General features: G+C 72.6%; 20 protein-coding genes. 5 read left to right on the forward strand and 15 right to left on the reverse strand.

Annotated features, from left to right (window positions below; translation table 11 throughout):
- The first annotated feature begins 255 nt into the window (after positions 1–255).
- Complete coding sequence (locus ACWCQ1_RS08005) at positions 256–1,338, forward strand: phosphotransferase (RefSeq protein WP_133044006.1); 1,083 nt, start codon at positions 256–258, stop codon at positions 1,336–1,338.
- A gap of 107 nt (positions 1,339–1,445) precedes the next feature.
- On the opposite strand, the gene ACWCQ1_RS08010 is transcribed toward ACWCQ1_RS08005, so the two are convergent.
- Positions 1,446–3,023 (reverse strand): protein kinase domain-containing protein, encoded by a 1,578-nt coding sequence (locus tag ACWCQ1_RS08010; protein ID WP_133044005.1) that lies wholly within the window; start codon positions 3,021–3,023, stop codon positions 1,446–1,448.
- A 336-nt stretch (positions 3,024–3,359) separates the two neighbouring features.
- On the opposite strand from ACWCQ1_RS08010, the gene ACWCQ1_RS08015 reads away from it, so the two are divergent.
- Positions 3,360–4,979, forward strand: coding sequence for a protein kinase domain-containing protein (locus tag ACWCQ1_RS08015; protein WP_133044004.1), 1,620 nt, complete (start codon positions 3,360–3,362; stop codon positions 4,977–4,979).
- 65 nt (positions 4,980–5,044) lie between these two features.
- Here the strand turns inward: ACWCQ1_RS08015 and ACWCQ1_RS08020 are convergent, their stop codons facing one another.
- Positions 5,045–5,587 (reverse strand): bacterial proteasome activator family protein, encoded by a 543-nt coding sequence (locus ACWCQ1_RS08020; protein ID WP_133044003.1) that lies wholly within the window; start codon positions 5,585–5,587, stop codon positions 5,045–5,047.
- A gap of 86 nt (positions 5,588–5,673) precedes the next feature.
- The gene (locus tag ACWCQ1_RS08025) at positions 5,674–6,225 is read right to left on the reverse strand and encodes a PadR family transcriptional regulator (protein ID WP_358597509.1); all 552 of its coding nucleotides are present in this window, start codon (positions 6,223–6,225) and stop codon (positions 5,674–5,676) included.
- A gap of 78 nt (positions 6,226–6,303) precedes the next feature.
- Between ACWCQ1_RS08025 and ACWCQ1_RS08030 the strand changes: the two genes are divergently transcribed.
- Positions 6,304–6,954, forward strand: coding sequence for a hypothetical protein (locus ACWCQ1_RS08030; protein ID WP_451026069.1), 651 nt, complete (start codon positions 6,304–6,306; stop codon positions 6,952–6,954).
- Between the two features lie 6 nt (positions 6,955–6,960).
- On the opposite strand, the gene ACWCQ1_RS08035 is transcribed toward ACWCQ1_RS08030, so the two are convergent.
- The 7 genes from ACWCQ1_RS08035 to pdhA all read right to left on the reverse strand — a co-directional run bounded on the left by ACWCQ1_RS08035 (position 6,961) and on the right by pdhA (position 15,122).
- Positions 6,961–7,941, reverse strand: coding sequence for an NAD(P)H-quinone oxidoreductase (locus tag ACWCQ1_RS08035; protein ID WP_208785825.1), 981 nt, complete (start codon positions 7,939–7,941; stop codon positions 6,961–6,963).
- A 33-nt stretch (positions 7,942–7,974) separates the two neighbouring features.
- The gene (locus ACWCQ1_RS08040) at positions 7,975–9,072 is read right to left on the reverse strand and encodes a potassium channel family protein (protein WP_451026070.1); all 1,098 of its coding nucleotides are present in this window, start codon (positions 9,070–9,072) and stop codon (positions 7,975–7,977) included.
- Entirely contained in the window at positions 9,069–10,457 is a 1,389-nt protein-coding gene (locus ACWCQ1_RS08045; protein ID WP_358597497.1) for a molybdopterin molybdotransferase MoeA, read from the reverse strand. Before ACWCQ1_RS08045 ends, ACWCQ1_RS08040 begins: the two co-directional genes overlap by 4 nt.
- Positions 10,454–11,371, reverse strand: a complete 918-nt coding sequence (locus tag ACWCQ1_RS08050) for an NTP transferase domain-containing protein (RefSeq protein WP_451026071.1) — start codon at positions 11,369–11,371, stop codon at positions 10,454–10,456. The genes ACWCQ1_RS08045 and ACWCQ1_RS08050 overlap by 4 nt, the downstream gene beginning before the upstream one ends.
- A gap of 72 nt (positions 11,372–11,443) precedes the next feature.
- Positions 11,444–12,985, reverse strand: a complete 1,542-nt coding sequence (locus ACWCQ1_RS08055) for a dihydrolipoamide acetyltransferase family protein (protein ID WP_451026072.1) — start codon at positions 12,983–12,985, stop codon at positions 11,444–11,446.
- Positions 12,985–13,989, reverse strand: coding sequence for an alpha-ketoacid dehydrogenase subunit beta (locus tag ACWCQ1_RS08060; protein ID WP_358597488.1), 1,005 nt, complete (start codon positions 13,987–13,989; stop codon positions 12,985–12,987). Before ACWCQ1_RS08060 ends, ACWCQ1_RS08055 begins: the two co-directional genes overlap by 1 nt.
- The gene (gene pdhA / locus ACWCQ1_RS08065) at positions 13,989–15,122 is read right to left on the reverse strand and encodes a pyruvate dehydrogenase (acetyl-transferring) E1 component subunit alpha (protein ID WP_358597485.1); all 1,134 of its coding nucleotides are present in this window, start codon (positions 15,120–15,122) and stop codon (positions 13,989–13,991) included. Before pdhA ends, ACWCQ1_RS08060 begins: the two co-directional genes overlap by 1 nt.
- 190 nt (positions 15,123–15,312) lie before the next feature.
- On the opposite strand from pdhA, the gene ACWCQ1_RS08070 reads away from it, so the two are divergent.
- Complete coding sequence (locus ACWCQ1_RS08070) at positions 15,313–15,798, forward strand: Lrp/AsnC family transcriptional regulator (RefSeq protein WP_358597979.1); 486 nt, start codon at positions 15,313–15,315, stop codon at positions 15,796–15,798.
- 2 nt (positions 15,799–15,800) lie between these two features.
- Here ACWCQ1_RS08070 and ACWCQ1_RS08075 read toward each other — a convergent pair whose 3' ends face one another.
- Positions 15,801–16,391 (reverse strand): TetR/AcrR family transcriptional regulator, encoded by a 591-nt coding sequence (locus tag ACWCQ1_RS08075; RefSeq protein WP_133043994.1) that lies wholly within the window; start codon positions 16,389–16,391, stop codon positions 15,801–15,803.
- Positions 16,388–17,905 (reverse strand): 3-hydroxyacyl-CoA dehydrogenase, encoded by a 1,518-nt coding sequence (locus ACWCQ1_RS08080; protein ID WP_451026073.1) that lies wholly within the window; start codon positions 17,903–17,905, stop codon positions 16,388–16,390. Before ACWCQ1_RS08080 ends, ACWCQ1_RS08075 begins: the two co-directional genes overlap by 4 nt.
- 160 nt (positions 17,906–18,065) lie before the next feature.
- On the opposite strand from ACWCQ1_RS08080, the gene paaN reads away from it, so the two are divergent.
- On the forward strand, positions 18,066–19,757 hold the full coding sequence (gene paaN / locus ACWCQ1_RS08085) for a phenylacetic acid degradation protein PaaN (protein ID WP_358597479.1): 1,692 nt from the start codon (positions 18,066–18,068) through the stop codon (positions 19,755–19,757).
- Here paaN and ACWCQ1_RS08090 read toward each other — a convergent pair.
- Genes ACWCQ1_RS08090 through ACWCQ1_RS08100 form a run of 3 tightly spaced genes read right to left on the reverse strand, consistent with a single transcriptional unit; the run spans position 19,754 to position 22,554 of the window.
- Entirely contained in the window at positions 19,754–20,494 is a 741-nt protein-coding gene (locus tag ACWCQ1_RS08090; RefSeq protein ID WP_133043991.1) for a TrmH family RNA methyltransferase, read from the reverse strand. The genes paaN and ACWCQ1_RS08090 overlap by 4 nt on opposite strands.
- Positions 20,495–20,527: 33 nt before the next feature.
- Positions 20,528–21,736 carry an HTTM domain-containing protein gene (locus tag ACWCQ1_RS08095; RefSeq protein WP_451026074.1) on the reverse strand — a complete coding sequence of 403 codons (1,209 nt, stop codon included), beginning with the start codon at positions 21,734–21,736 and terminating at the stop codon, positions 20,528–20,530.
- Complete coding sequence (locus ACWCQ1_RS08100) at positions 21,733–22,554, reverse strand: DUF5819 family protein (RefSeq protein WP_358597474.1); 822 nt, start codon at positions 22,552–22,554, stop codon at positions 21,733–21,735. Before ACWCQ1_RS08100 ends, ACWCQ1_RS08095 begins: the two co-directional genes overlap by 4 nt.
- Between the last annotated feature and the right edge of the window lie 85 nt (positions 22,555–22,639).

The following is a 22,639-nucleotide window of genomic DNA, read 5'->3' on the forward strand; positions in this document are numbered from 1 at the left end:
GAGAGCCCGGAACTTGTCCTGGTCACAGCCTTGCAGGGGGCCGGAACAACGGCACGTTATATCGGTGACCGAGGTCACGGGAAGGGTTTCCGTGTCGGACTTGCGCGGACACCTGCGCGGACACGGCACGGAAAATCCCGATGGTGGCACCGATGGTGGCCCTGAAGGCCACTTCGAGCACATGGTGTGACCGAATGCGACTGCCTGTGACAACGCCCAGCTCACAGGCCCGGCTCGTGCCCTAGCATCTGGCGCGTGCCGCGCTCCTCTGTACCACCCCACGACCCTCACGCGCCCCCGTTGGGCGCCCTGTTGCGCCAGTACTCCGCCGGTTCCGCCCTCGCCTGTGAGCCCGTCGAACAGGGCCTGCTGAACCGCGGCTACCGCCTGTGCACCACCCGGGGCCGCTACTTCCTCAAGCACCACTTCGACCCCGAGACCGCCGACCCGGCCGCGATCGCCCGCCAGCACCGGGCCACCCAGCGCCTTGCGGACCTGGGCGTCCCGGTGGCGCCCCCGCTGCCCGGCAGGGACGGGCGCACGGTCGCCGTCGTCGGCGGGCACGCGTACGCGCTGCATCCCTGGGTCGAGGGACGGCACCGGCACGGCGGCCAGCTCACCGCCGGGCAGTGCGCGCGGCTGGGGGCGCTGCTGGGACTCGTCCACGCCAGCCTGGAGCGCGTGATGCCGCCCCGCGCGCGGGCACTCGCCTCGGACCCGGCCGCCTCGGATCCGGCCGCCTCGCATCCGCCCGCCCCGGACGCGCGCGCCGAGAGCGCCGACCCCGCCGACACCTTCACCCTCATCGACGACCTGCTCGGCCGGGTGCACCGCCACCGGCCCGCCGACTCCTTCGACGAACTCGCCCGGCACCGCCTCCTGGAGCGGCGCGCGCTGCTGGAGCAGCACGCCGACCGGCGTCCCCCGCGGGGCGGCTCGGTGGGCTGGGTGCACGGCGACTTCCACCCGTTCAACCTGCTCTACAAGGGCGATGCGCCGGCCGCGATCGTCGACTGGGACCGGCTGGGGCTGCGCCCGCGCGCGGAGGAGGCCGTACGCGCCGCCGCGATCTTCTTCGTACGGCCCGCGGGCACCCTGGACCTGCCGAAGGTGCGGGCGTACGCGCGCGCGTACCGGCGTACGGCGGGCGCCACGCCCTCCCAGCTGGCGGCGGCCGTGCACCGCGTGTGGTGGGAGCGGCTCAACGACTTCTGGATGCTGCGCTGGCACTACGAACGCGGCGACACCCGGGCCGACCCCCAGTTCCCGGCGGCCTCGGCCCTCGCGGTGTGGTGGACCCGCGAGTACGACACGGTGTGCGAGGCGTTCGCGGGGTGACGGCCGGGCTCATGACCGGTGCACGCGCGTGAAGAGCCCTGTCGGCGGTACGCGCGCGGGAGCATGCGAGCTCCCACGCGCGTGCAGGTTGATCGAGAGCGACCGGGTCAGCCGCCGATCCCTTGCGTCAGGCCACCGTTGTCTCCACCGGCGCCGCCACTGGGGTCCGACGTCTCCGAGGGCTGGGACGTCTCGCTGGGCGTGTCCGCCGGTGCCGAGGTCGTCGGCTTGTTCGTCGGCTGGCTGCTCGGCTGGCTGGTCGAGCTCCGGGACGGCGTGTACGACGGGGTGTACGACGGCGTGTAGTCCCCGGACCCGGTGTTCGTGCCCGAGCCGTCGTCCGTGGACGTGTCGGCGGACTGGTCCGTGGACTGGTCGCTCGGTGTCTCGCTGTTGGTGTCGTCCTTGGTGGTCTGCGAGGTGGTGGGCGTCTGGGAGGTCCCGGCGCCGCCCCCGTCCCCGCCGCTCTTCTGCAGCGCCAGCGCGACGCCCGCCGCGATGGCGATCACCGCGAGGACGGCCAGGATCCACAGCTTGCCGCGGCCGCTGCCCCTGTTGCCGTGCCCCTCGAAGCCGCCGTCGTCCCCGCCGCCGTAACCGCCGCCCGGCAGGATCGGCTGTGGGATCTGGGTCGTGCCGGAGCCGTCGGCCGGGTGCGGCAGCACCTGCGTGCCGGCGAAACCGGCGGCCGGGGTGTGCCGGCCGTCGTGCATGTCGACCGGCCCGGTGTTCCAGGTGCCGGTGTGGCCGCCCTGGTCGTAGAGCATCTGCAGCCCGTACTGGACGAGGCCGCGCATCTCCTCGGCGGTCTGGAAGCGGTCGTCCGGCTCCTTGGCGAGCGAGCGCATGACGAGGCCGTCGAGCTCCGGCGGAGACTCCCCGCCCGAGATCTGCGACGGCGGGACCGGCACGTCCTGGACGTGCTGGTAGACCACCGACAGCGGGGTCTCCCCGACGAACGGGGGCCGCAGAGCGAGGAGTTCGTACAGCAGACAGCCGGTCGCGTACAGGTCGGAGCGGTGGTCGACGGCCTTGCCGAGCGCCTGCTCCGGGGAGAGGTACTGGGGCGTGCCCATGACCATGCCGGTCTGCGTCATCGTCGTGGACGCGCCGTGCAGGGCGCGCGCGATGCCGAAGTCCATGACCTTGACGGCGCCGTTGTGCGTGATGATGACGTTCGCCGGCTTGATGTCGCGGTGCACGATGCCGTGCTGGTGCGAGTAGGCGAGCGCCTCCAGAACGCCGGAGACGATGATCAGGGCCTGCTCGGGCCCCGGCGCCTCGGCGTTGATCAGCAGGTCGCGGATGGTGCGGCCCTCGACGATCTCCATCACGATGTACGGCACCGACTGGCCGCCCACGTAGTCCTCGCCGGAGTCGTACACGGCGACGATCGCGTGGTGGTTGAGGCCGGCCACCGACTGGGCCTCGCGGGTGAAGCGGGCCTTGGAGACCGGATCCTCCGCGAGGTCGGCGCGCAGCAGCTTCACCGCGACGGTGCGCCCCAGGCGCACGTCCTCCGCGGCGAACACCTCTGCCATGCCGCCCCGGCCGAGTCTGCGGGTCAGCCGATACCGGCCGTCCCCGACAAGCCCGCCGTTACCCCACATCTCCGGCGCATCTGACATACCGCCGCCAGTCGCCTCGGGGTCGGACGGGCCCTGAGCGCGCTGCTGCTGCTCCATCAGTCCTCGCCGTCGTTTCTGCCCGCGGTGCGCGCGGTGTTGTTACGGTCTCCGTCGGCCACGCTACAGCCTCAACGCAAGCCGCCGGTCCGAGAAGGGGGCCGGAACCGGCACGAGACGGACCGGCCATCAAACCGTCTTCCGGTGTGGTCGTGCAAATTCTGTGTACCGGCCGTACAGCCTCTGTAACGCTCGCGCGACGCTTCTTTCGCGTACGGTCACGGAACGGGCACCGCGCTTGACGTGTCAGTGCCCTCGGGCAGACTTGGCCGGGAATGAGCCATTCGATCAACGACAGCCGGGCCGGCGCCTGAAGGCCCATGGGGGACGCGGAACATGAGCCAGGACGCCGCACAGGGCCGTTACGCGGGCCGGGCGCTCGCCGGCGGCCGGTATCAGCTGCGCGACTTGCTCGGCGAGGGCGGCATGGCCTCGGTGCACCTGGCGTACGACGCCACGCTGGACCGGCAGGTCGCGATCAAGACACTCCACACCGACCTCGGCCGGGAGCAGGCCTTCCGCGAGCGCTTCCGCCGCGAGGCGCAGGCCGTGGCCAAGCTCACGCACACCAACATCGTCTCGGTCTTCGACACCGGCGAGGACACCCTCGACGGGATGACGACCCCGTACATCGTCATGGAGTACGTAGAGGGCCGCCCCCTCGGCTCCGTGCTCGACGAGGACGTACGGCGGTTCGGCGCGATGCCCGCCGACAAGGCGCTGAAGGTCACCGCGGACGTGCTCGCGGCCCTGGAGATCAGCCACGAGATGGGGCTGGTGCACCGCGACATCAAGCCGGGCAACGTCATGATGACCAAGCGCGGCGTGGTCAAGGTGATGGACTTCGGCATCGCGCGCGCGATGCAGTCCGGTGTGACGTCCATGACGCAGACCGGCATGGTCGTCGGCACCCCCCAGTACCTCTCGCCCGAGCAGGCCCTGGGCCGCGGCGTCGACGCCCGCTCCGACCTGTACTCGGTCGGCATCATGCTGTTCCAACTGGTCACCGGACGGCTGCCGTTCGAAGCGGACTCCCCGCTGGCCATCGCCTACGCGCACGTGCAGGAGGAACCGGTCGCGCCCTCCTCCGTCAACCGCGCGCTGCCCCCGGCCGTGGACGCGCTGGTCGCCCGCGCGCTGAAGAAGAACCCGAACGAGCGCTTCCCGAACGCCGTCGCCATGCGCGACGAGTGCCTGCGCGTGGCCGCGTCCTTCCAGGCCGCCCCGCCGAACATCGTGCCGGGCGCCCCGGCGCAGAGCGGTGCCGGTGTCGGCTCCGCCGTCTTCCCGCCGGTCGACCAGTCGGCCGCGGGGCCGGCAGGCCCCGTCCAGACGCCGTACCAGCCGTCGACGCCGAACCCGTACTCCACGCCCGCGCCCTCGCCGTCGTACGGCTATCCGCAGCAGGGCGGCTACCCGACGCCGGCCGCCTACGGCGGGCAGCCGTCCACCCCGCCGCCGTACGCCATCACACCGCAGCCGCCGACGCCCGCGCCCTCCGGCGGCGACAGGAGCAACAAGCCGGTCGTGGTGGGCGCGGTCATCGTGTCGATCATCGCGGTCACCGGGCTGCTCGCGGCCGTGCTGCTGCACACCGGCGGCAACAAGGACAAGGGCGCGAGCGGGAGTTCCAGCCCGACCACGTCGACGAGGCAGGTGGCGGGCTATCGCGGTCCGGACACCTCGAAGACCATCGACAAGACGGAGTGCACCGAGCCGCAGGAGTCGTACGACGAGGCGGGCAAGATCCGTGTGCCCGACTTCCGCTTCAAGTACATCGGCTCGGTCAAGGAGTGCCTGCAGGCCGCGGGCTGGCAGCTGAAGATCGACAACCTCGACGAGAACACGTACGGCCAGGGCGCGGTGATCAACCAGTTCCCCGCGGCCGGTACCGACGTCAACCCGAAGAAGGTCGAGCTCGAACTGCAGGTCTCGACGGGCAATCCGGCCTCCTGACTCCCGACGTGCGAAGGGCCCGGCGGTTCGGCCGCCGGGCCCTTTCCTTGTCGTGGTCCAGGTGCTTACAGGTACGGTCCGCCCGAGCGGCCGGCCGCGGGGCCGCCGTCCTCACCCATGCCCGGGGTGACCCCCGGCGGCAGGGCGCGGCGCATCTGCTCCAACTGGGCCCGCGCGGCCATCTGCTGGGCGAACAGCGTGGTCTGGATGCCGTGGAAGAGGCCCTCCAGCCAGCCCACCAGCTGCGCCTGCGCGATCCGCAGTTCGGCGTCGCTGGGGGTGCCCTCGTCCTGGAACGGCAGCGACAGCCGCTCCAGCTCCTCCACCAGCTCCGGTGCCAGCCCGTCCTCCAGCTCCTTGACCGAGCTGCGGTGGATGTCCTTGAGCCGGGCCCGGCTCGCCTCGTCCAGAGGAGCCGCCCGCACCTCTTCCAGGAGCTGCTTGATCATGCTGCCGATCCGCATCACCTTGGCCGGCTGCTCGACCTGCTCCGTCACCGGAATCTCGCGGGAGTCCTCGTCACCTCCGCCGCCAATCGCCATGCCGTCCTGGCCCACGACCAGGATCTGGGGATTCTCCGGCGACCGTTCGTTCCTCGGCATCTCCATGCCGCCATTCTCTCGCACCCGTGCATCACATCACCGTGGTGCCCCCCGTACGAGGTGATCCACCGCTCACGGCGTGTAGGTTTGCGTCACTCCTCCGCGCGCTCGGTGACCGTCAGCCGCAGCAGCCGGGCCTCGCAGTGGTCCAGCCAGCGGATCTCGGCCTCCGCGTGAGAGATCAGCTGCTCCAGGACCAGCAGCCGTGCCAGCTCGTCCGGATGCCCGGGGGAGTCGGCCAGCGCCTGGGCGCGCTGCCGTACGTGCTCGTGCAGCGCCTGCGACGCGTGCCGGCGCTGGGTCTCGACGACCTCGCGCACATCGACGCCGGGCGCGGTGACCGCCAGGGCCAGCTTGATCGCCAGCTCGTCGCGCGGCGGACTCTCCCGCTCCACGGGCCGCCCGAACCAGGCCCGCAGCTCGGCCCGGCCCGCCTCCGTCAGCGTGTACAGCGCCCGTCCGCCGTCGTCCTGGCCGTCCTGCGCGACCATGCCGTCCCGCTCCAGCCGGCCGAGGGTCGTGTAGACCTGCCCGATGTTCAGCGGCCAGGTGCCGCCGGTGCGCGCCTCGAACTCGGTGCGCAGCCGGGAGCCGTAGCGGGGGCCGCCTTCCAGGAGCGCCAGCAGTCCGTGACGTATCGACATACCCGGATTGTGCAGCCCGTTCGCGTTTTTGGCGGCCTCCGGAGTGCCGGACGCGTGCGTCGGTGTGACCGTGGATGCATGACTGGATGGGCGCGTGCGATGCGGACGGCGGGGCTGCTGGTGGCGGTGGTGGCCGGGGTGACGCCGGGCGGCGCGGCGTGGGCTCACGGGGGCGGATCGACGGCTCATGGCTCCGGGTCGGCGTACGCGCGGCAGCACCCGTCGGCACACAGGGTCCTGCCCGCGCCCGGCGCCACGCCGACGCACCAGCACACGCCCGCTCATGAACTCGCGCCGGCGTACGAGACCGTGGGCGCACCCGGCTCCTATGGCAGGCCCGCGCGCGAGCATGTACGGCCCTCCGCACCGGCCGCTTCCGCCGAGCCGTCCCGTGCCGGGAGCCGGGCCGGGGTGGGTCGGGAGCGGCCGGGGCGGGCCGAGGAGTCGGCGACGGAGCAGGGCGCGGACACCGACGTGGCGGCCACCGACCCGGAGGAGGCCGGCGGAGGCGACGGCGGCGTCGCCGAGAGCGCCGACGCATCCGTGCCGTCCGAGGAGGCCGTTCAGGTCACCCCCACGCCCGCGCAGCAGCCTCCGGGGCGGAGCGGGACGCAGGCCGTGGCCCCCGCTGAGCCCGTCCTGCGCGTCCTGCCGCTGGGCAGCGGACTGGTGCTGATCGGGCTCGGCCTGGGGCTGGCGTTCATCGGGCTGCGGCTGCGCCGGTCCTGAGGCCCGTCAGCCCACGACGAGCAGCACCTTGCCGATGTGCCCGCTCTCCTCCACCACCCGGTGCGCGGCGCTCGCGTCGCTCATCGGGATCTCGCGGTCGACGACGGGACGGACGTGCCCGGCGGCGATCAGCGGCCAGACGTGTTCACGTACGGCCGCCACGATGGCCGCCTTCTCGCCCAGCGGACGGGCCCGCAGCGAGGTCGCGCTGATGGCGGCCCGCTTGCCCAGCAGCGCGCCGATGTTCAGCTCGCCCTTGACGCCGCCCTGCAGGCCGATGATGGCGAGCCGCCCGTTGACGGCGAGCGTGCGGACGTTGCGGTCCAGGTACTTGGCGCCCATGTTGTCGAGGATGACGTCGGCGCCCGCGCCGTCCGTGGCCCGCTCCATCTCCTCGACGAAGTCCTGCTCCCGGTAGTTGATCAGGATGTCCGCGCCGAGCTCGGCGCACTGGTCCAGCTTCTCCTTGGTGCCGGCCGTGACGGCGACCTTGGCGCCCACGGCCTTGGCCAGCTGGATCGCCATCGTGCCGATACCGCTGGAACCGCCGTGCACCAGCAGGGTCTCGCCGGGACGCAGGTGGGAGATCATGAAGACGTTCGACCAGACGGTGCAGACCACCTCGGGCAGCGCGGCCGCCTGCCTGAGCTCCAGCCCCTCGGGGACGGGCAGCAGTTGTCCGGCCGGTACGGCGACCTTCTCGGCGTAACCGCCGCCCGACAGCAGCGCGCACACCTCGTCGCCGACGGCCCAGCCGGAGACGCCGGGGCCGATCGCGGCGATACGGCCCGAGCACTCGAGGCCGGGGTAGGGGGAGGCGCCGGGCGGAGGGTCGTAGAAGCCCATGCGCTGCATGATGTCGGCGCGGTTGACGGCGCCGGCCACCACCTCTACCAGCACCTCGCCCTCCGCGGGCACCGGATCGGGGACCTCCTCCCACACCAGGGCCTCGGGTCCGCCAGGTTCGGAAATCGTGATCGCATGCATGAGGGGGACGCTACCCCTCACCGACGGCGGGACTCAGTCCTGCCGCATCGGGCGGACGTCGGGGGCGACCTGGTTGCCCGGGGTCGCCCGGACGATGGTGATCAGACGGTCCGTCAACTGCAGGGTTCCTATGGCGGGATCGTCGTATCCGAGCACCCGGTGCCCGCGGACGACGCTCACCACCAGGTCCTCCGTCTCACGCGGACCCTTGCCGGCCTCGGCCTTGGTGACCGGCCGTTCGACGATGTCGAGCCCGCTGCCCTGCTGGATGAGGTCCTCCATCACCATGCCGGCCGCCGGACTGAGCACGGACAGGCCGAGCAGCCGTCCGGCCGCACTGGCGCTGGTGATCACCGCGTCGGCACCGGACTGTTTCAGCAGCGGCGCGTTCTCCTCCTCCCGCACGGCGGCCACGATCTTCGCGCCCCGGTTGAGCTGCCGGGCCGTCAGCGTCACCAGCACGGCCGTGTCGTCGCGCTGGGTCGCGATGATGATCTGGTGTGCCCGGTGCACCTCGGCCCGCTTGAGCACCTCGCTGCGGGTCGCGTCACCTATGACGCCTGCGTACCCGTCGGCCGCCGCCGCGTCGATCACCTTGGCGGCGGGATCGACCACGACGACCTGGTCCTTCCTCAGCCCCGTCGCGCAGACGGTCTGGATCGCCGACCGCCCCTTCGTCCCGAACCCGACGACGACGGTGTGATCCCGCAAGGCGGACCTCCAGCGATTCAGCCGCCACTCCTCCCGGGTGCGTTCGGTGAGGACCTCGAGGGTGGTGCCGACCAGGATGATCAGGAAGAGCACGCGCAGGGGCGTGATGACGAGGATGTTGGTGAGCCGGGCGCCATGGCTGACCGGGGTGATGTCGCCGTAGCCGGTCGTGGAGAGGGTGACGGTCGCGTAGTAGAACGCGTCGACGAGATCGACCGAGCCGTCGGCGTTGTCGTTGTAGCCCTCGTGGTCGGCGTAGACGATGAGGGCGGTCGCGACCAGGACCAGCAGGGCCATCAGCAGGCGTTTGACGACCTGCTGGATGGGCCGGTCCACCACCTTCCGGGGGAGTTTCACGCGATGGGTCACGAGATGTTCGTCCGCCTGGCGGGCGATCGCGTCATGGCCCGGAAGTTTCACGTGAAACACACCCCGATGCCGGCGGACGCCCAGGGCAGATCGAGGAGTTCCAGCTCCTGACCCGCTCGTGCGCCACCGGGCGGTACGACGGCGAGAGCGTCGGCCGCCGCGATGCCCCGCAGCATGGCGGGCCCGTTGTAGTGCAGCGGCACGGCGACATTCCCGCGCAGCACGACCGGGATGAGCCGGGTGTCGTACGGATGCCCGTGCGCCGTGCCCTGCAACGGCAGCGCGTACGGCTCCGGGGCGGGGTGCGCGGCGAGGGTGCGCAGCAGGGGCTCGGCGAGGGTGAGCAGGCCGGAGACGGCGGCGAGGGGGTTGCCGGGGAGGCCGACGAGGTGCTGGTCCTCCTTGGTGCGGGCCAGCAGCATGGGATGGCCGGGGCGCACCTTCACGCCGTCCACGAGGAGTTCGGCGCCGATGCGCTCCAGGGTGGGGTGGACGTGGTCGAGGGGGCCGGCGGCCGTGCCGCCGGTGGTGACGATCAGGTCGGCGGTGGAGCCGGAGATCGCCTTGTGCAGTGCCTTGGCGTCGTCACGCAGGCGGCGTACGGCGACGACCTCGGCGCCGAGCGCGCGCAGCCAGGGCGGCAGCATCGGGCCGAGCGCGTCCCGGATCAGACCGTCGTGCGGTCGCCCCTCGGTGAGCAACTCGTCGCCGAGGACGAGCACTTCGGCCCGGGGGCGGGGTACGGCGGTGAGCGTGTCGTAGCCGGCGGCCGCGGCGAGACCCAGCACCGCCGGGGTCACCAGGGCGCCGACGGGCAGGAGCTGGTCGCCGGAGCGGCACTCCTGGCCGCGGGGGCGGATGTCCTGGCCGTGGTGCATCTCGCGGGTGGCGTGCAGACGGCCCTGGGCGTCGCTGCGGCCGTGTTCGGTGCGCAGGACGGCCGTGGTGTCCGGGGGGACACGGGCGCCGGTGGCGATCCGGACGGCCTCGCCGTCGGTGAGCGGTTCGGGTTCCGCGTGCCCGGCCAGCACCCCCTCGTCCCGTACGTCCCAGGGGCCGGGCCCGGCGACCGCCCAGCCGTCCATCGCCGAGGTGTCGAAGGAGGGCAGGTCGGTGAGGGCGGTGAGGGGGGCGGCGAGGGTGAGGCCCAGAGCGTCGTCCAGAGTCACCGAGACAGGGGCGCGGCGGGCGGCCCTGGAGCCGGCGCGGGCCGCACGGGCCGCGGTCGCGCGGGCCTCGGGCCAGGGGGTGGCCCTGTGGTGGGCGTCCGGCTTGTGGTGGGCACCCTGGGCGGCGGGGGCCGGGACGTGGGCGGGGCCTTCCCTACGGCCGCCGGGGTCGCCCGCGGGGCCACCGTGCTCGTTCACCAGCGCGAGCACCTCCTCGACGTCCAGGTCCTCGGCGTCCTCGCCGGTCCGGGTGGAGCGGGCGGTCATCCGGCGTCCGGACGGGGCTCGGGCGTGGCGTCCGGGGCCGCGTCCGCCTTGGCGTCGGCGACCTCGTCCGCCCAGCGTGAGGCGAGGGCGGCGGCCTTGCGGGCGGCCTCGGCGACGGCCTGCGGGCCGCCGCCGGCCAGTCCGGCCGCATAGCCGACGAGGAAGGTGGTCAGGGGTGCGGCGGGCCTGGCCACACCGTGAGCGGCGTCGCGGGCGAGATCGAGCAGGACGCCGGTGTCGACGTCGAGGTCGATGCCCAGCTCGTCCTTGGCTGCGGAGATCCATTCATCCAACACGTGCCCATGCTCCCTGATACGTGCCCTGGCGGTGGCGATGTCGTCCCAGGTGTCGCAGTCGAAGGACGCGACGGGGTCGGGGACGCGGGTGAGGTCGAGGCCGGCGGTCAGCCGGCGGAGGGGGAGGCCGGTGAGGCCGTCGTGTTCTGCGGAGAGGGCGGCCAGTGCGCGGCCCAGCGCGGGCCCGCGGTAGGCGGCCACCAGGGGTTGGTCCCGGCCGTCGGCGTCGGTGAGCAGGGCGCCGTCGGCGCTGCTCGCCCGGAGGGCGGTCAGCAGCCGCCGTACCGTCTGCGCTTCGAGGAAGGGCAGGTCGGCGGAGAGGACGACGACGGGGTCGGCCGTGGTGTCGCGCAGTCCGGCGCCGAGCGCGGCGAGCGGGCCGCCGCCGGGCGGGTCCTCTCGGGCCCACAGCACGGGCCGGGGTGTGGGGCGCGGTTCGGCCACGACGACCGTCCTGCGCGCGTCGGCGCAGGCCGCGAGCACGCGGTCGAGCAGCGCCCGCCCTCCTACGCGCAGGCCGGGTTTGTCGGCGCCGCCGAGCCGCCGCGCGGCGCCCCCGGCCAGGACGACGGCGTCGTACGCCGTGCCGGGGACGTCCGAGCGCTCGTACGAGGTCACCCCATGAGTATGGGGGGCCTCACGATCACAGGGAACGTGCGGGCGGCCGCACAGTCACGCAGCACGTCCGGTTCAGAGCGTGCGCAGCAGGACCGCCGGCTGTTCCACGCAGTCCGCCACGTAGCGCAGGAAGCCGCCCGCCGTGCCGCCGTCGCACACCCGGTGGTCGAAGGTGAGCGAGAGCTGGACGACCTGGCGCACCGCCAGCTCGCCCTCGTGCACCCACGGCTTGGGGACGATACGGCCGACGCCGAGCATGGCCGCCTCGGGGTGGTTGATGATCGGCGTGGAGCCGTCGACGCCGAACACTCCGTAGTTGTTCAACGTGAAGGTCCCGCCCGTGAGTTCCCCGGGCGTGAGGCTTCCCGCGCGGGCCGCCTCGGTCAGCCGGGCGAACTCGGCGGTCAGCGCCTCGGCGTCGCGCGCGTGGGCGTCCCGTACGACCGGTACGACCAGGCCCCGCTCGGTCTGCGCGGCGAACCCCAGGTGCACGTGGTCGAGCTGGACGACCTCCCTGGCCGCTGTGTCGACCGTGGAGTTGAGCTCGGGGAAGCGGGCGAGGGCGGCGGTGCAGATCCTGGCCAGGAGGGCGAGGAGGGAGATCTTGGGGCCGCCCGCCGTGTTCATCGCGGCACGCGCGCGCATTAGCTCGGTCGCGTCGGCGTCCACCCAGCAGGTGGCGTCCGGTATCTCGTGCCGGCTGCGGGAGAGCTTGTCGGCGACGGCACCGCGGATGCCCTTGAGGGGGATGCGGGTGCCGGCGGGGGCGGCCTGCGACGGCCCGGGCGCCGGGGTCGCGGGCGTGGGCGTCGCGGTCACGCGTGCGTGCGGCTCGGCCGCTGGTGCCGCCCGCCGGGACGCCGCGTCCGCGGCCCGCAGCGCGTACTCGACGTCGGCCCGCAGGATCAGCCCGTCGGGTCCTGAGCCGGCCAACTCCCGCAGGTCCAGGCCGTTCTCGCGGGCGAGACGGCGGACGAGCGGGGAGATCACGGGGACGGGTCCCTCGCCCCGGGGGCTCCCGGGTGCGTCGGTCACGCGCGCGGTGCCGACGGCGACGGTGCCGTTCTGCCGGGCGGGTCCTTGGCCCGCCGCCGACGCGATCCTGCCGTCGGACCCTTCGGAGCCGTCGGAGCCGTCGGAGCCGTCGGAGCGGCCGGAGCGGTCGGAGGCGTCGTCGGCGGGAGTGGCATGCCCGCGCCCCGGTGCCGCCGGGGGCACACGTCCGGGTGCCGCGGGACCGCCCGTCGGACCCGCGGGAGCGCCCGTCGGTGTCGTCGGGCGCACCCTGCGCCTGCGTGCCGGGGGTGCCCCCGTGCCGTAGCCCACCAGCACGTTCCCGGAGCCCTCGGACTCGGTGTGCGAGGCCTTCGGGCCCACCGCGACCGTCAGCAGCGGGGCGCCGACGGGAAGCTCCGTGCCCTCCTCGCCGAAGCGGGCGGTGACCACGCCGCCGTAGGGACAGGGCACCTCGACCATCGCCTTGGCCGTCTCGACCTCGACGACCGGCTGGTCCACGGCGACGACGTCGCCGACCTGCACCAGCCAGCGCACGATCTCCGCCTCGGTGAGCCCCTCCCCGAGGTCGGGGAGCTTGAACTCCAGCACCTGTGCCATCAGTTCTCCGCCTCCCACTGCAGACGCCCCACGGCGTCCAGGATCCGGTCCACGCCGGGCAGGTGGTGCCGCTCCAGCATGGGCGGCGGGTAGGGGATGTCGAACCCGGCCACGCGCAGCACCGGCGCCTCCAGATGGTGGAAGCAGCGCTCGGTGACCCGCGCCGCGATCTCTCCGCCCGGTCCCCCGAAGGAGCCCGACTCGTGCACGACGACCGCGCGTCCGGTCCGCCGTACCGAGGCCGCGACCGTCTCGTCGTCGAACGGCACCAGGGAGCGCAGGTCGACGACTTCGAGGTCCCAGCCCTCGGCGCGCGCGGCCTCGGCGGCTTCGAGGCAGACGGGGACCGAGGGGCCGTAGGTGATGAGCGTGGCGCTCCGGCCCGGGCGCCGCACCACGGCGCGGCCTATCGGTTCCACGTCGGTCGGGTGCTCGGGGTTCCAGGAGTCCTTCGACCAGTACAGGCGCTTGGGTTCCAGGAAGACGACCGGGTCGTCGGAGGCGATGGCGGCGCGCAGCAGTCCGTAGGCGTCGGCGACGGTGGCCGGCGTGACCACATGGAGCCCCGGAGTCGCCATGTAGTACGCCTCGGAGGAATCGCTGTGGTGCTCGACACCGCCGATGCCGCCGCCGTAGGGGACACGGATGGTGATCGGGAGCGGCATGGCGCCGTGCGTGCGGTTGCGCATGCGGGAGACATGGCTGATCAGCTGCTCGAAGGCGGGGTACGCGAACGCGTCGAACTGCATCTCCACCACCGGGCGCAGCCCGTACATCGCCATCCCGACGGCGGTGCCGAGGATGCCGGCCTCGGCGAGCGGGGTGTCGGTGCAGCGGTCCTCGCCGAACTCCTTGGCGAGGCCGTCGGTGACGCGGAAGACGCCGCCGAGGGTGCCGACGTCCTCGCCCATGACGTGCACCGAGGGGTCGGCGGCCATGGCGTCGCGAAGCGCTCGGGTGAGGGCCTGCGCCATGGTGGCCGGCTTGACGGCGACGGTGGTCATCAGTGCGCCCCTTCCTGCTCCGCCGCCAGCTCGGCCTCCAGCAGGGCCTGCTGTTCGCGCAGTTGCGGTGTCGGTTCGGCGTAGACGTGGGCGAACAGGTCCGCCGGGTCGAGCACCGCGTCCTGGTTCATGCGCTCGCGCAGGTCGGCGGCCATGGTCTCGGCGGCATCGCTCGCGTGCCGCATCCCGTCCTCGTCGAGGAGGCCGCGTTCGGTCAGTTCGTGTTCCAGGAGCGCGATCGGATCGTGCGCCCGCCAGGCCTCGACCTCGGCGTCACCCCGGTAGCGGGTGGCGTCGTCGGCGTTGGTGTGGGCGTCCATGCGGTACGTGATCGCCTCGACCAGCGTGGGTCCGCCGCCCTCACGTGCGTGCCGTACGGCGTCGGTGAGGACCTCGTGGACGGCGGCCGCGTCGTTTCCGTCGACCAGCCGGCCGGGCATGCCGTAGCCGACGGCCTTGTGGGCCAGGGAGGGGGCCGCGGTCTGCTTGGCGAGCGGGACGGAGATGGCGAAGCCGTTGTTCTGGACCAGGAAGACGACCGGTGCCTGCCAGACGGCGGCGAAGTTCAGCGCCTCGTGGAAGTCGCCCTCGCTGGTACCGCCGTCGCCGACCATGGCGAGCGCGACCACGTCGTCGCCTTTGAGGCGGGCGGCGTGCGCGAGCCCGACGGCGTGCGGGAGCTGAGTGGCCAGCGGGGTGCACAGGGGGGCTACCCGGTGCTCGTACGGGTCGTAGCCGGTGTGCCAGTCACCGCGCAGCAGGGTCAGCGCCTGGACGGGGTCGACGCCACGGACGACGGCGGCGAGGGTGTCGCGGTAGCTGGGGAAGAGCCAGTCCTGCTCCTGCAGGGCGAGCGCGGCGGCGACCTCGCAGGCCTCCTGACCGGTGCTGGAGGGGTAGACGGCGAGACGGCCCTGCTTGGTGAGGGCGGTGGCCTGCGCGTTGTAGCGGCGGCCGCGCACCAGCTCGGCGTACAGGCGGCGCAGCAGGGCAGGGTCGGACTTCGCCGCCGCCCCGGTGCCCAGCACCCGGTAGGGCTCCGCGTCGGGCAGCAGCGGCGCGGGATCGGTGCGGGGCTGCCAGGCGGGGGGTGGCGATGGCCGATACGCGCCCCGCTGCTCCATGACCGTCATGACGGCACCTCCTCGTGGGAGTGGCTACGGGAGGCGCGTCGGCTGTGACCCGCCTCACCTACCGATTGTTCGGTCGTCGGCACATTTTGGCTACAGGCCCCTTCGGGCTGTGGACAAACGGTTCTCCACAGCCTGGAATGAACGCAGTACGTCCATGGCAGGGAGGCGGGGGGACATGGCACCTGAACAAATGGCCGAGGAGCCCGAGGGCACCGTCCCCCTGCCGCCGCCGCGGCCCCTCGACGCGATCGATCTGGACATCCTGCAGATGCTCCAGGCTGACGGCCGTGCGTCGATAAGGTCGGTCGCCGAACGGGTCCACGTCTCCCGCGCCAACGCCTACGCCCGTATCAACCGGCTCATCGACGACGGCGTCATCCGCGGCTTCGGCGCCCGCGTCGACCATGAACGCGCCGGTCAGGGCACATCGGCGTACATCACCCTGAAGATCGTGCAGAACTCCTGGCGCACGGTCCGCGAGCAGCTCAGACAGCTGCCCGGCGCCTCCCACATCGCCCTGGTGGGCGGCGACTTCGACGTACTGCTGCTGGTCCACACGTCCGACAACCGGGCGCTGCGCGAACTGGTCCTCACCCGGCTGCAGAACATGCCGGAGGTGCTGAGCACCCGCACGCTGCTGGTGTTCGAGGAGGAGGACCTGGAACCGCAGGGCTGAGGTCAGCCCTCCTCGCGCAGGCCTCCGAAGACCAGCTGCACCACCGCGTCGGCGACCTCGCGCTCGTTCATCCCGCGCCCGTCCGGCCGGTACCACTCGACGATCGAGTTGATCATCCCGAAGACGAGCCGGGTGGCGAGCCGCACCTCCACGTCGCCGCGCACGTCCCCGTCCGCGGCCGCCGCCTTCAGCAGCTCGGCGACCCGGTGGTCGAAGTCGCGGCGCCGTTCCAGGGCCCACCGTTCGGTGCCGGTGTTGCCGCGCACGCGCAGCAGCAGGGTGACGTAGGGGAGTTCGCCGATCAGCACCTCGACCATGCGCCGTACGACGTACTGAAGACGGTCGGCGGCACGCCCCACGCGCGCGTGGTCCTCGTCGAGAATCCCGAAGAGGCCGTCCAGGGCCCGGCTGACGGCCCGGCGCAGCAGTTCCTCCTTGCCCGCCACATGGTGGTAGATCGACGACTTGGAGATGCCGGCCGCCTTGGACAGGTGCTCCATGGAGGTGCCGTCGTAGCCGCGCTCGTTGAAGACCTGGACGGCGACGGACAGCAGCGTCTCCGGGGTGTACGTGTCGCGCTTGGCGGTCGTCATGAGGTGCTGCCCTCCCGCTTGTCGGAGGCGTAGGCGTGCCGGTACAGCGCCAGGGAGGGCGCGTAGCGGCCGGAGGGGTCGCGCAGGTGCAGGTCGTCGAGGAGGGCGTAGGCCCAGTTCCGGCCGAGCCTGCGGCTCCACTCGAAGGGGCCCAGCGGGTAGTTGACGCCCAGGCGCATCGCGGTGTCGATGTCCTCCTCGGTGGCCACGCCCTTGGCGACGGCGTCGTGCGCGAGGTCGACGATCCGGGCGACCGTGCGCGCGACGATCATGCCGGGGACGTCTCCGATGACGCTGACGTCCTTGCCGAGCGCCTGGAAGAGGCCGGTGGCCTCGGCGAGGGTCTGCGGGGCGGTGTCCTGGGAGGCGGACAGGGCGATTCGGGTGGCGCGGCGGTAGTCCAGGGCGAGGTCGAAGTAGACGACGTCGCGGAACTCCACCGAGGTCTGCCCGTCGGCGAGGGCGAGCTGGCCGCCGCCCGGCAGCACCAGGCGGCTGCCGTGGTCCTCGTCCTCCTCGCGGACCTGGATGCCCGCCTCGCGGATCAGCGCGAGCAGTTCCGAGGCGGGGCCCAGGTCGCCCTCGGCGACGACGTACGCGGGCGGCTGCGCCCGCTCCGCGGTGTGCGGCTCGGCCCGCTCGGCGTCGTCCCCGTAGTCGTACCAGCCGTGCCCGCTCTTGCGGCCGAGCCGGCCCGACTCGACCAGGCGGCGCTGGGCGAGCGAGGGGGTGAAGCGCACGTCCCGGAAGAAGCTCTGCCACACCGAGTGCGTGACCGACTCGTTGACGTCCTGGCCGATGAGGTCGGTCAGTTCGAAGGCGCCCATCCGGAAGCCGCCGGACTCGCGCAGGACCGCGTCGATGGTGGCGGGGTCGGCGCCCTGGGCCTCGTAGACCGCGAACGCCTCGGCGTAGAAGGGCCGGGCGATGCGGTTGACGATGAAGCCGGGGGTGTCGGCGCAGGCCACCGGCGTCTTGCCCCAGGCGCGTGCCATCTCGTACGCGCGCGTGGCCGACGAGACGTCGGTGGCGAACCCGGAGACCACCTCCACCAGCGGCAGCAGCGGCGCGGGGTTGAAGAAGTGCAGGCCGACGAAGCGGCCCGGGCTGCGCAGGGCACCGCCGATCGCAGTGACCGACAGGGAGGAGGTGTTGGTGGCGAGCAGACAGTCCTCGTCGACGAGGTCCTCGAGCGCCCGGAAGAGGTCCTGCTTGACGTCCAGCCGCTCCAGGACGGCCTCGACGACCAGGGAGCAGTCGGCGAGCTCGGCGAGGTCCGCGGCGGGCAGCAGACGCGCGCGTGCCGCGTCCCGTTCGGCGCCGGTGAGCCGGTCCTTCTCGACGAGCCGGTCGAGCCGGGCGCCGATCGCCGCGGCCGCGTCCTGGGCCCGGCCGGGAACGGCGTCGAACAGCCGTACGCGATGGCCGGCGACCAGCGCGACCTGGGCGATGCCCTGGCCCATCGTGCCGGTGCCGACGACGGCCACGGGGCTGCTGAGGTCGAGTGCTGTCATGTGCGCGATCCTCCCGCACGGGGTTTTCCACAGATGCGGCGGACCCCCTTGTCCCGACCGATCGTTCGGTTACTCTAACTCTGACTGGCTGTTCCTGCCCAAGTTTCTGCCCAGGTCATGAGCTCGACGAAGAGCTCTTGAGACGAGGAGTTGGTCCCGCATGGCCGCCGAACTGACCACGCACGAGCTCATCGCCAAGCACCGGCCGACCCTCGACCAGGCGCTGGAAGCGATCCGCACACGTGCGTACTGGTCCCCGCACCCCGAGCACCCCAAGGCCTACGGCGAGAACGGCAGCCTGGACATGGCCGCGGGCAAGGCCGCCTTCGACGCCGTCCTGGGCACCCGCCTCGACCTCGGCCAGCCCGGCACGGACGACTGGGTGGGCGGCGAGGTCTCGCCGTACGGGATCGAGCTGGGCGTGGAGTACCCGCACGCGGACGTCGACGTGCTGCTGCCCGCCATGCGGGCGGGCCAGAAAGCCTGGCGGGACGCGGGCGCGGAGGCGCGCGCGGTGGTCTGCCTGGAGATCCTCAAGCGGATCAGCGACCGGACGCACGAGTTCGCGCACGCCGTCATGCACACCAGCGGCCAGGCGTTCATGATGGCGTTCCAGGCGGGCGGCCCGCACGCGCAGGACCGCGGCCTGGAGGCGGTCGCGTACGCGTACGTGGAGCAGGTGCGCACGCCCGACACGGCGGAGTGGACCAAGCCGCAGGGCAAGCGCGACCCGCTCGCGCTCACCAAGCAGTTCACGCCGGTCCCGCGCGGGATCGCACTGCTGATCGGCTGCAACACCTTCCCGACGTGGAACGGCTATCCGGGCCTGTTCGCCTCCCTGGCGACCGGCAACGCGGTCCTGGTCAAGCCCCACCCGCGCGCGGTGCTGCCGCTCGCGCTCACCGTGCAGGTCGCGCGCGAGGTCCTCGGCCAGGCCGGCTTCGACCCGAACCTGGTGGCTCTGGCTGCCGAGCGCCCCGGCGAGGGCATCGCCAAGACGCTGGCGACCCGCCCGGAGATCCGGATCATCGACTACACGGGTTCGACCTCCTTCGGCGACTGGCTGGAGGCCAACGCCCGGCAGGCGCAGGTCTACACGGAGAAGGCCGGCGTGAACACGGTGCTCGTGGACTCGACGGCGAACTACAAGGGGATGCTGTCCAACCTGGCCTTCTCGCTGTCCCTGTACAGCGGCCAGATGTGCACCACCCCGCAGAACCTGCTGATCCCCCGTGACGGCATCCGTACCGAGGAGGGGCCGAAGACCTTCGACGAGGTCGTCGCCGATCTCGCCCGCTCCGTCGACGGACTGCTCGGCGACGACGCCCGCGCGAACGCGCTCCTCGGCGCCATCGTCAACCCGGACGTGAAGGCCCGGCTGGAAGCGGCCGCGGGTCTCGGCGAAGTCGCCCTTGCGTCGCGGGAGATCAGCAACCCGGAGTTCCCGCAGGCCGTGGTCCGCACGCCGGTCATCGTCAAGCTCGACGGCGCCAAGCCGGACGACGAGGCCGCCTACATGAGCGAGTGCTTCGGCCCGGTCTCCTTCGCCGTGGCGGTCGACTCGACGGCCGACGCGCTGGAACTGCTGCGGCGCACCGTCCGCGAGAAGGGCGCGATGACCGTCGGGGCGTACACGAGCGACGAGGAGGTCGAGCAGGCGGTCCAGGAGGTCTGCCTGGAGGAGGCGGCCCAGCTGTCGCTGAACCTGACCGGCGGGGTGTACGTCAACCAGACGGCCGCCTTCTCCGACTTCCACGGCTCGGGCGGCAACCCGGCGGCCAACGCCGCGCTGTGCGACGGGGCGTTCGTGGCCAACCGTTTCCGCGTCGTCGAGGTGCGGCGGGAGGCCTAGAAACCGCCGGCGCTCCAGTGGTAGAGCGTCATCGCCACGCTGGTCGCCAGGTTGTAGCTGGAGACCTGGGGACGCATGGGCAGGGACAGCAGATGGTCGGCACGCGCGCGTAGGGCGGCCGACAGGCCGCTGCGCTCCGATCCGAACGCGAGGACGGCGTCGTCCGGGAGCTTCGTCCCCCGGATGTCGTCGCCCTCCGGGTCCAGGGCGAACAGCGGCCCTTCGGGCAGCTCCTCCACGGCCAGCCGTTCCACCGCCGTCGCGAAGTGCAGCCCGGCCCCGCCGCGGACGACCGTCGGGTGCCAGGGGTCCAGCGTGCCGGTGGTGACCACGCCGGTCGCCCCGAAACCGGCGGCCAGACGGATCACCGCGCCTGCGTTGCCCAGGTTGCGCGGGTTGTCGAGGACCACGACCGGGGCGGTGCGGGGGCGGCGCGCCAGCGTCTCGAGATGCGCCGCGCGGGGCGGTCGTACGGCCAGGGCGGCCACCGCCGTCGGGTGCGGGCGATCGACGAGGCCGCGGTACGTGGGCTCCGGCACCTCCGTCAGGAGCGCGGCCAGCGTGTCCGTGACATCGGGGGCCAGCTCGTCGGCGAGGGCGAGTACGGCCGCCCGGTCCACGGCGACCGCCACCGGGATCTCCGCTCCGAAGCGCACGGCGTGCTTGAGGGCGTGGAAGCCGTCGAGCAGGACGGAGGAGTCGGCGAGCCGGCGCCAGAGGGTCACGGGGTCGGTCATGGCGTGCAGCCTACGTGCGCGTGCCTTGGGGGTTCACGCCGTGGAGTTCGCGTGCGCGGGCTCGGGGTTCTCCGGTGTCCGCGGCTCGGGCACCGCCGCACGGCCCGCCAGGACACGGGTACGCGCGCGTGCGGCCAAACCGCCCAGACGGCGCAGGAACGACGTCGGCAGGAAGACCGCGTCCGTCGCGATCATGGCCAGCGAGAAGAACGGCAGCCCGAGGACCACGGCGATCACGGCGTGTTCGGTCATCATCGCCGCCAGCAGGACGTTCTTCACCCGCCGGTTGAACAGCGTGAACGGGAAGGCGACCTGCACGATCACGGTCCCGTACGTCACCAGCATCACCATCGTGCCGCTGGAGGACAGCAGGTCGGCGAGGCCCGGCCAGGGCGAGAAGTAGTCCAGGTGGAGCGGGTAGTAGACGGCGGTACCGTCCTGCCAGCGCGAGCCCTGGATCTTGTACCAGCCGGCCGTCGCATAGATCAGACAGGCCTCCGTCATGATCACCAGCAGGGCGCCGTTGTGCACGACGTTGGCCACGACGTCCGCCAGGATCCGCGGTTCCCGGCGCCCGGCCCAGCGGGCGACGGCCCACCGCACGGCCTGCGCCACCCACACCAGCCACAGGATGACCGGCACGGTCGGGTCGGTGCCGTCGAATCGGCCCCCGGCCGTCACCGCGACCAGGACGAACCCGAGCACGCCCCACAGGGGGGGACCGATCCGGTCCGCGACGACCTCCCCACGCGCGTGTGCCTCGCGCGTGCGCCGTTCCCGCCGCGCGTCCAGCGACCACACCTGGCCGCAGCGGGTGAAGACGAGATAGACGGACATCAGGTGCAGGACGTTGTCACCGCCGTCGCCGATGAAGACGCTGCGGTTCTGCAGGGAGAGCACACCGACCATGAACAGCACGGACATGGTGCGGGTGCGCCAGCCCAGCAGCAGCAGGACGCTCGCCAGCAGGGCGAACGCGTAGACCAGCTCGAACCAGAACCGGCCGCTGGACCACATCAGGGCCGTGAAGGCGTGGTTGTCGGCGATCAGCCGCTGGGCCAGGTCCCAGCTCCACGGGGCGTCGGGGCCGTACATCTCCTGGCGGTGCGGGAACTCCCTCAGCAGGAACAGCAGCCAGGTCGCGCTGAAGCCGATACGGATCACGGCGGTCTGGTACGGGCCGAGGGCCGCGTCGGTGACGCGGGCGATGCCGGCCGAGACGGCCAGAGCGAAGCGGTTCACTCCGCGCCCCCCTCGGTGTCGGCGGCCGAGACCGGCCACCAGGGCAGCACCCGGTACATCGGCTGGTCGGAGAGCTTCTCTGCGCTCCACTTCGGGGGCTGGACGTTGGTGGTGCGCGAGCGGACCTGCACCTGGATCACCGAGCCGCTCTTCCCCGCCGCGTCGTCCCGGTCGAGGCGCAGCGCCACGATGCGCCGCACGTACGCCTCGGACAGGGAGCCGCGCAGGCCCGAGGGGCGGTTGTCGGCGTCGTGCGTGGCGAGGAAGAAGTCCCAGGCCCGGCGCAGTTCGTTCTGCTGGGTGTGGCTGGGCAGCAGATTGCCGTCGATGGCCCGGCCGTCCTCGGCCGACAGGTCGTACCAGCCGGTGGTGCGCACCCCGCCGTCCGTCGCGCGCACCTCGGCGCGGGCCTGGACCGCGATGTTCTGCTGCAGCGGGTTGGGCGCGAACAGCTTCCAGTTCTGTTCGAACTCCGGGTAGATCCATTCGTCGATCGCCTTGCCGTGCTGCTGGGTGACCGTGTTCGCCGGCGCGACGTGCAGGAACACCATGCCGATGTGCACGCAGACGACGGCGGCGACGACGGCGAGAGCGAGCGCGGCGCCTATCTGGTAGCGCAGGGAGAGGGCGGCGACACCCGTCCGGGGCTCGGCGTAGGGGCCGGTGCGGAGGGCGGGGTCCGGCTCGGGTGCGGGTGAGGGGGGCTCGGGCGGCGCGGACCGCTGCTCGGCCGCCCCGTCCGGTTCACCCGGCTCGGGCAAGCCGCCGGACCCGTCCGGCACACGCCGGGCGCCCGACCCTGTGTCGTACGCGTCCATTCCGCCCCGATCCCCGATCCCGGTCCGTCTTCGGCTGCCCGGCCGCGGGCACCGCACCACACGTGCCCGCCGCACCACCGCACTC

Source organism: Streptomyces sp. NPDC002144 (genome assembly GCF_053593695.1).

Bases quoted from the DNA above. Each gene is read 5' to 3' on its own strand.
- ACWCQ1_RS08010 (WP_133044005.1), bottom strand. From the start codon at position 3,023: ATGGAGCAGCAGCAGCGCGCTCAGGGCCCGTCCGACCCCGAGGCGACT.
- ACWCQ1_RS08015 (WP_133044004.1), top strand. From the start codon at position 3,360: ATGAGCCAGGACGCCGCACAGGGCCGTTACGCGGGCCGGGCGCTCGCC.
- ACWCQ1_RS08020 (WP_133044003.1), bottom strand. From the start codon at position 5,587: ATGGAGATGCCGAGGAACGAACGGTCGCCGGAGAATCCCCAGATCCTG.
- ACWCQ1_RS08025 (WP_358597509.1), bottom strand. From the start codon at position 6,225: ATGTCGATACGTCACGGACTGCTGGCGCTCCTGGAAGGCGGCCCCCGC.
- ACWCQ1_RS08030 (WP_451026069.1), top strand. From the start codon at position 6,304: ATGACTGGATGGGCGCGTGCGATGCGGACGGCGGGGCTGCTGGTGGCG.
- ACWCQ1_RS08035 (WP_208785825.1), bottom strand. From the start codon at position 7,941: ATGCATGCGATCACGATTTCCGAACCTGGCGGACCCGAGGCCCTGGTG.
- ACWCQ1_RS08045 (WP_358597497.1), bottom strand. From the start codon at position 10,457: ATGACCGCCCGCTCCACCCGGACCGGCGAGGACGCCGAGGACCTGGAC.
- ACWCQ1_RS08055 (WP_451026072.1), bottom strand. From the start codon at position 12,985: ATGGCACAGGTGCTGGAGTTCAAGCTCCCCGACCTCGGGGAGGGGCTC.
- ACWCQ1_RS08060 (WP_358597488.1), bottom strand. From the start codon at position 13,989: ATGACCACCGTCGCCGTCAAGCCGGCCACCATGGCGCAGGCCCTCACC.
- pdhA (WP_358597485.1), bottom strand. From the start codon at position 15,122: ATGACGGTCATGGAGCAGCGGGGCGCGTATCGGCCATCGCCACCCCCC.
- ACWCQ1_RS08070 (WP_358597979.1), top strand. From the start codon at position 15,313: ATGGCCGAGGAGCCCGAGGGCACCGTCCCCCTGCCGCCGCCGCGGCCC.
- ACWCQ1_RS08075 (WP_133043994.1), bottom strand. From the start codon at position 16,391: ATGACGACCGCCAAGCGCGACACGTACACCCCGGAGACGCTGCTGTCC.
- ACWCQ1_RS08080 (WP_451026073.1), bottom strand. From the start codon at position 17,905: ATGACAGCACTCGACCTCAGCAGCCCCGTGGCCGTCGTCGGCACCGGC.
- paaN (WP_358597479.1), top strand. From the start codon at position 18,066: ATGGCCGCCGAACTGACCACGCACGAGCTCATCGCCAAGCACCGGCCG.
- ACWCQ1_RS08090 (WP_133043991.1), bottom strand. From the start codon at position 20,494: ATGACCGACCCCGTGACCCTCTGGCGCCGGCTCGCCGACTCCTCCGTC.
- ACWCQ1_RS08100 (WP_358597474.1), bottom strand. From the start codon at position 22,554: ATGGACGCGTACGACACAGGGTCGGGCGCCCGGCGTGTGCCGGACGGG.